General features: G+C 71.4%; 4 protein-coding genes. All 4 read right to left on the bottom strand.

The features are described 5' to 3' along the window. Positions 1 to 15: 15 nt before the first annotated feature. On the bottom strand, positions 16 to 3,594 hold the full coding sequence (gene tssM / locus ACNI65_RS09650) for a type VI secretion system membrane subunit TssM (RefSeq protein ID WP_416762645.1): 3,579 nt from the start codon (positions 3,592 to 3,594) through the stop codon (positions 16 to 18). Beyond that, complete coding sequence (locus tag ACNI65_RS09655; RefSeq protein WP_416762647.1) at positions 3,591 to 4,910, bottom strand: DotU family type VI secretion system protein; 1,320 nt, start codon at positions 4,908 to 4,910, stop codon at positions 3,591 to 3,593. The genes tssM and ACNI65_RS09655 overlap by 4 nt, the downstream gene beginning before the upstream one ends. Before the next feature lie 81 nt (positions 4,911 to 4,991). Next, the gene (tssK, locus tag ACNI65_RS09660; RefSeq protein WP_416762648.1) at positions 4,992 to 6,326 is read right to left on the bottom strand and encodes a type VI secretion system baseplate subunit TssK; all 1,335 of its coding nucleotides are present in this window, start codon (positions 6,324 to 6,326) and stop codon (positions 4,992 to 4,994) included. Then, on the bottom strand, positions 6,323 to 6,850 hold the full coding sequence (tssJ, locus tag ACNI65_RS09665; RefSeq protein WP_416762649.1) for a type VI secretion system lipoprotein TssJ: 528 nt from the start codon (positions 6,848 to 6,850) through the stop codon (positions 6,323 to 6,325). Before tssJ ends, tssK begins: the two co-directional genes overlap by 4 nt. Positions 6,851 to 6,897: the final 47 nt, after the last annotated feature.

A 6,897-nucleotide genomic window follows, 5' to 3' on the forward strand; every position in this document is an offset into this window, starting at 1 on the left:
TTCTCCTGATGGGGGTCACAGCCCGCCCGGGCAACGGAACTCGTTGAGCTCCGGCAGCCGGAAGGGATTGCGGACGCTGCTGGCCGTCACCTCGAAGACCGCCTTGCGGCCCTCGATCTCGAACGTGGCCTTGAAGCGCTCCGGCGCGTTGGTCTTCTCGATCTTCACCCGGTCGAACAGCCGGAACAGCGCCCACGGTCCGTCATTGACCATGCCGCTCGATCCGCTCGTGCTCGCCGGGCTCAGCTGCACCCGCACCTGCGAGCTGCCGCGAGGACCCGGCCATTGCACCGAGGTCGGGATCTGCGGTCCGTGGCTGTAGCGCACGATCTGGCCGTCCACGTCCAGGATGAACTGCTGGATGGACGTGTCCATCTCGATCGGCTTGAAGTCCAGCCGCAGCGACGGCGTGTTGCTGCCCGGGAAGAAGGTCTCCTTGATCGCCTGCGCGCGCTGGAACTGCGGCAGCGTGCCGACGTCGCCGCCCAGCGGCGTGCCCTCGACGGCGCGGAATTTCCACGGCCGCGTCGTCGTGTCCACGTAGGGCGCGAGCTTGCTCTGGAACAGCTGGTCGATCTTGCCGCCCGGTCCGAACAGCATCGCGAAGTCCGCCTGCGTCGCGTCGCGCGACGAGTTGCGGTCCAGCGGATAACGCCCGGCCACGGCCTGGTTGCAGAACTCGCCGACCTGCGAGCGCACCTCCATGCCCAGGTTCTGCCGCATCGCGCCCTGCGACACCCGCGCGCTGCTGCTCCCCAGGTCGTCGAGCATCGTGCGCAGCGGCTCGGGGCTCATCGCCGCGGCCGCCTTCAGCCGCGTGGGCACCGGCGAGGGCGGCGGGGCGCTGCCGCCCTTGAGCGCCGAATCCGCCGCCGTCAGCATGATGTTGGCCTCGGCGATCAGCCCGACCGTCTCGTCCAGAGGCGCCTTGCCGCCGCCCTGCGGCGCGGTGACCATGCTGCGCAGCGCGACGAAGCGCTCATCGACGATGTTCTCGATGCGCGGCGCGTTGGGGTCGTTCGTCGCCGGCTGGCCGGGCCTGCCGGATAACATGCCCGCGACCTTCTCACGCGTCTGCTGCACCAGGTCCGCGGCGCGGCGCTCGGCGTTCTCGATCGCGTTGCCAGGCTGCGCCAGCGTCGTCTCACGCGAGGCCGCGCGCAGGAACGGACCCAGCGGGCTGTCCGGCGCGGACAGCATCCGCGAGCGCTCCACCGACTGCGGCACCGTGGCCATCGGCAGCAGCTTCACGCTGTTGAGGAAGGCCTCCCACGCCGCGGCGTAGTCGTTCAGGTAGAGCCGGCGCACGTCGTCCACCAGCGGCGCGTTGGCGCGCACCATCTCCTGCGGGTTCTTCGGCGCGGCGGCCACGCCCAGCACCCAGGGTTCCTCGGCCGACAGCTCATCCGTCACCTGGCCCACCCGCGGCTGGAAGCCGCGCAGGTAGGCGTCGCGCGTGAAGAAGCCCGGCACGCCCTGCGTCAGCGGCGCGCCGTTGGTGCGCGTGAACAGCAGCGGCGCGTTGTGTCCGCCGGCGCGCGCGACGGTGAAGTCCGGATACTCGGTGCCCAGGCCCTGCGCGCGCAGCCGGTTGTAGATGCGCTGCGGCAGCGGCTGCGTCGCGAGCTGCGTGCGCACCGCCGTCAGCAGCGAGGCGTCCTCGGGCAGCGGCGAGGCGATGCCGCCCTGCGACAGCAACGCGTCCAGGTGCGCGCCGAGTGCCTCGCGCTGCTCGGGCGTGAGCTCGCGGCGCGTGGTCTCCCAGTCGCTCTCGATGTGCTGCTTGAGCGCCTTGGCGTCGAAGTGCTGCGGGTCATGCAGCATCACGTAGGCCTTGAGCGCCTCGTACAGCGTGACCGGCGTGGCCGCGCCCTGGCGCAGCTGCTCCTCGATGCGCAGCACCAGCCGCGGCAGCACCGCGTCGCCGAGCATGCGCTCGTAGGACGCGCGCGCGGCGCTGTCCAGCTTCTTGCCCTGGAACAGTCCCATGCGGTGCGTCCACGACACGTCCTCGTCCACCGCGGCCAGCGCGCGCGTGGCCTGCAGCGCGGGCAGGATGGGCAGCAGGTCCGCCGACGCGCGATTCGGCGTGGCCTGCAGCAGCTCACGCACGTGATCGGCGCGGGCGGAGGTTTCCTCGAGGTACTTGCGGTTGTTGAAGTAGCTCACTGTCCAAGCGGTGATCAGCCCGATGCCCGCGATGGCGACCGCCGCGTAACCGGCCAGCGCCAGCGCATTGCGGCGGCGCTCCCAGCCGCGGTGCGTGCCGCCCAGGCCGGCTTCGGCGAAGACGACCTCGCCCAGCAGCCGGTTCAGGAAGTAGCTGCGGCCGCTGGCCTGGTTGGGCGCGAGCACCGCGTTCTCGATCTGGTAGCTGCGCGCCACCGAGCCCAGCACCCGGTCGATCGGCGTGCCTTCCTGCGTGCCGCTGACAAAGTACACGCCGCGCAGTTGCGCTTGCGCCTCGTAGGGGGAGGGCGCGAAGACGCCCTCGGCGAACTCGGCCAGCAGGCCGCGCAGGCTCGCGAACTGCGCCGGGAAGCCGTAGATCCGCGCGCGGCGTTGCGGGTCGCGCTCGGCCTGCAGGCGGTCGATCAGGCCGTTCTGCAGGCGCTGCTCCAGCGCGTCGAACTCGGCACCGAAACCGGCCAGCGGCTCGCTGGACTGGCGCGGGAAGGTGAAGCCCCAGGGCGCGGCGCGCTGGTCCTTGTCCACCGTCGCGAAGTAGTCCATGAAGCCCGACAGCAGGTCGGCCTTGGTCACCAGCAGGTAGACCGGGAAGCGGATGTCCAGGTCCTTCTGCAGCTCCTGCACCCGCGCGCGCACCGTGGCGGCGTGCTGGGCGCGTTCCGCGGGGCTGCGCGCGAGCAGATCCGTCACCGACACCGTCACCAGCGCGCCGTTGATCGGCTGGCGCGGCCGCGAGCGGCGCAGCATCTGCAGGAAGCCGCTCCAGGTCGCCTTGTCGTTGTCGGGATCGCTGTCCTGCGTGGTGAAGCGCCCGGCGGTGTCGATCAGCACGGCGCGATCGGTGAACCACCAGTCGCAATGCCGCGTGCCGCCGACGCCGCGGATCGCGTGATCGCCCATCTGGTCCGCGAGCGGGAAGTTCAGCCCGCTGTGGCGCAGCGCGGTCGTCTTGCCCGAGCCCGGCGCGCCGATGATCAGGTACCAGGGCAGCTCATACAGATAACGGCCGCCGAATCGCGAGCGCAGCTTCGCGCCGAATCCGGCCGAGCCCTCCGCGCCGAAACGCGAGCGCTGCAGCATCTGCAGCGCCTGGCGGAAGCGCTCGCGCACGGCGAGCATGTCGGCGCTCTCGCGCTCGGGCACATCCGCCGCGGGTTGCTGCAGCAGCTGGTTCACCACGGCCGTGTTGCCGCGCTTGGCGCGCCAGCGGTTCCAGGCGATGCACAGCGCCACGATGAGCACCAGCACGCCGATCGTGATCCAGCGCGAGCGCGCCGTGTCCAGCGGACGTGCCTCGCCGATGGCCACCAGCGGGCCGACGATCCAGATCAGCAGCGCCACCGCCAGCACCAGGACCGCCAGCAGCACCCAGCGGTTGAAGATCCATCCCAGCACGCGTTTCATCGGGAAGCTCCGCGGGCCGGCGCATCCGCGGCGCGGCCGTTGATCATCAGACTGACCTCGACGCGCCGGTTCAGCGCGCGGTTGGCGGGGGTGTCGTTGGCCGCGACGGGCTCGGCATCGGCGCGTCCCTCGGCGCGGATGCGCTCAGGCGCGACGCGGCGCGCCACGAGCAGCTCGCGCACGGTGTTGGCGCGTTCCTCCGACAGATGCCAGTTGGACGGATAGCGCGCGGTGCGGATCGGCGTCGAGTCGCTGTGACCCGTCACCAGCACCGAGCCCTGCACCTGCGTCAGCGCATCGGCGATGCGGCTCATGAGCGCCTCGCGCTCCGGCACGATCGTCGCGCTGGCCGGCGCGAAGAGCCCGTCGCCGCGGATGGTCACGACGCTGCGGTCGACCTCGTCGCGCACGGCCACCAGGCCGGCCTTGATGTCGGACTGCAGGAACTGCGCCAGCCGCGGCTTGGCCGGTGGCGGCGGCGGTGCCACCACGGGCGGCGACAGCCGCAGCGACTGGATCTGGCCGAAGACCGGATCGGAGCGCTCCGCCAGCGACAGCGTCAGCGACAGGTACACGCCCACCAGCACCAGCGCGGTCAGCGCGGCGGTGGCGGCCAGCGGCAGCCAGCCGATGTGGCGGCGCTGGCTGACGGCCTCGACCTGCCAGTGCTGCGCCAGCGCGGCGGGATAGTCGCCGCGCTGCTGCTTGAGGATCTGAGCGAGGCGATCGCGCACGGCCTCGAGCTGCGCGGGGCCGTTGTCGATGACGCGGTAACGCCCAGCGAAGCCCAGCGTCAGCGCGGCGTAGATCAGCTCCAGCAGGTCGCGGTTGGCGTCGGGTTTCTCGGCCAGGCGCGCCATCAGCTGGAAGACCTTCTCGCCGCCCCAGGTCTCGTTGTGGAACATCGACAGCAGGCTGTGCCGCGCCCAGACGCCCGAGCCGCCCCAGGGGGTGTCGGCGCAGGCCTCGTCGATCATCGTGCAGAGCACGTAGCGGGTGGCCATCACGCGCTCGGGCGGGATGCCCGCGGCCGCGGCGCGCGCGGCGAAGTCACGGATGCCTTGCGCGAGGTTGTTGCGCAGCACGGCGACGTCGTCCACGCGGCGCGTCGCGCGCAGCTGCGGCACGAGCAGCAGCAGCGGGTTGGCCAGCGTCAGCAGCGGGTTGAGCCCGGCGGCCGGCGGGGCGGCGTCGGGCTGCACCGAATCGGGCGCGGGCGTGCCGCGCGGCGCCTGCGCGCCGCCCGGACGGGGCTTGATGAAGGTGCGCTGATCGTCGAAGCCTGCGAACGGATCGTTGAGCGCGGAGGGGTCCATGCCGGCTCCCGGGGGTTACTGGTGTGGGGTCGTCGAGTGGCGCGTGCGGGCCAGCGTCGCTTGTATCGGTGGGCGGGGCGGCTACTGCCGGATCGCCCAGAGCTCGAGCTCCAGGCCGGGGAAGTCGCCCGCCACGTGCAGCGCCAAGCTGCCGCTGCGTTCGAGCTGCTTCCAGAGCTCGCCGCCGCGGTCCAGCTCGAAGTAATGGAATCCCGCGTGGAAGGGCAGCTGACGCGGCGCGACCGGCAGCGCGCGCAGGCCGATGCCGGGCAGCTGCAGGTTCACCAGGTCGCGGATGCGGTCCACCGGGCCGAGCTTGGATTGCGCCGGGAAGCGCTGACGCAACTGCTCGGCGGCCACCTGCGCGTTGACGGCGATGACGAAGCTCGCGCTGCGCAGCAGGTCGGCGTCGGGCACGACGGCGGTGCGCACGCCGTGGGTGCGCTCGGTCAGGTCGATCTGCAGCGCGTTGCGCTCCAGCACCACGCTGAGCATGCGGCGCAGGTCCTCGAGCAGCGGCGCGAAGCTGCCGCGCAGGTCATCGTGGCGGTACAGCGGGTATTCGGACGCGAGCCGGGAGTCGCTGACGAAGGTCGCCAGGTCGCCGGCCAGTTGCAGGCAGTCGCGGTGCAGCACCTCGGGGTGGACGTGCGGCGACGCGGCGTGCTGGCGGAACAGCGGATCGGCTCGGTTGAGCGCCTGCAGCATCAGGAAGTCGGCCAGCTCCGAGACGCCATTGCCCATCTGCCCCATGCGCGAGGACAGCAGCTGCGCGCGCTGGCGCACCAGGCCGTGCAGCAGCGACGCCATCGCCGAGAGGTGGCTGCTGGCGTCGATGCGGGTCTGCGGCGGGATGTAGCTGCGGTCCAGCACGAGCTGCTGGTCGGCGCGGCGCTCGGCGATGCGGGCCACGCCCAGCGCGGCGTAGGCGTCGTTGAGCTCGCGCGCGGGCAGCAGGCGCAGCGTGAGCGCGCCGGTCTGCACGGGTTCGGGTTCGTCGCCGGCGCTGGTCTGGTCGCGCAGGTCCTGGTCGACGACGTGGTAGCGGTGCAGTTCGCCGGCATCGACGCCGTTGAACGCGACCTGGTCGGTGCCGGGGCGCGCGATCGGGGCGGCCAGCACGACGAGGTCGCCCTTCAGGTCCGCCGGGACTTCCAGCGGCGCCATGGCGGCGTCGGCCTGCGGGATCTGGAAGGGGGTGCCGTCGGGCAGGATGCCGCTGGCGCGCACGATGCCCAGCCGGCCCACGCTCATCAGCGCCTCGTCGAGGACGAGCTCGGTGAAGCCCCAGCCGTGGGGGGCGAGGGCGCGGGCACGGCTGTCGACGAGGTGCTCGAGGTAGCGGGTTTCCTGCTGGAAATGGTGGGGCAGCAGGAACATGCCCTGCGACCAGATGACCTTGCTGTGCCAGCTCACGGTTGCTTGACCGAGGCGCTGACCGACAGCTCGTCGGCCTGGATGACGATCTCCTGCTTCTTGCCGACGGCCACCGGCGTCACCGCGCGCCAGCGCGCGTGTTCCAGATCGCGATAGGCGCCGAAGACGGCGATGAAACGCGTCTCGGGCGACAGGGTCTTCTTGGCGATGGTGCGGGATTCGCCGGGCTGCAGCGTCATCTCCTCGCGGGCGACGAGCTCGGTGCCGAGCTCGGCCTGGTCCTTCTGGTACAGGCTGACGAAGTCCGCCGAGTTGAAGGCGTTGGCCGATTTCAGCTCATAGACGCGCACCAGCAGCGGCGAGGGGCGCTTGTTGACGCTGGGGTTGAGCTGGGCCGAGGCCGTGATGGTGCCGCGCACCTCGGTCGGCTTGACCGAGCTGGAGAACGGATTGAGCTTGTCCATGGAGGAGCATCCCGCGAGCAGGCCTCCAAATAGCCCCAACGCGCCCAGCGCGAACGCGGCGCGGATGATTCCCTGGTGTCCCGAACGAGGCGTGAGCATCTGGCTTGTCCTTCTTGACCGGTGGAAAGGATAGCCAGGGGGGGCGC

The sequence above is a fragment of the Roseateles sp. So40a genome, assembly GCF_048081605.1.
Lineage (GTDB): Bacteria > Pseudomonadota > Gammaproteobacteria > Burkholderiales > Burkholderiaceae_C > Roseateles.

What these genes read in the sequence shown, in the direction of transcription:
- tssM (WP_416762645.1), bottom strand. Translation starts at nt 3,594, where the DNA reads ATGAAACGCGTGCTGGGATGGATCTTCAACCGCTGGGTGCTGCTGGCG.
- ACNI65_RS09655 (WP_416762647.1), bottom strand. Translation starts at nt 4,910, where the DNA reads ATGGACCCCTCCGCGCTCAACGATCCGTTCGCAGGCTTCGACGATCAG.
- tssJ (WP_416762649.1), bottom strand. Translation starts at nt 6,850, where the DNA reads ATGCTCACGCCTCGTTCGGGACACCAGGGAATCATCCGCGCCGCGTTC.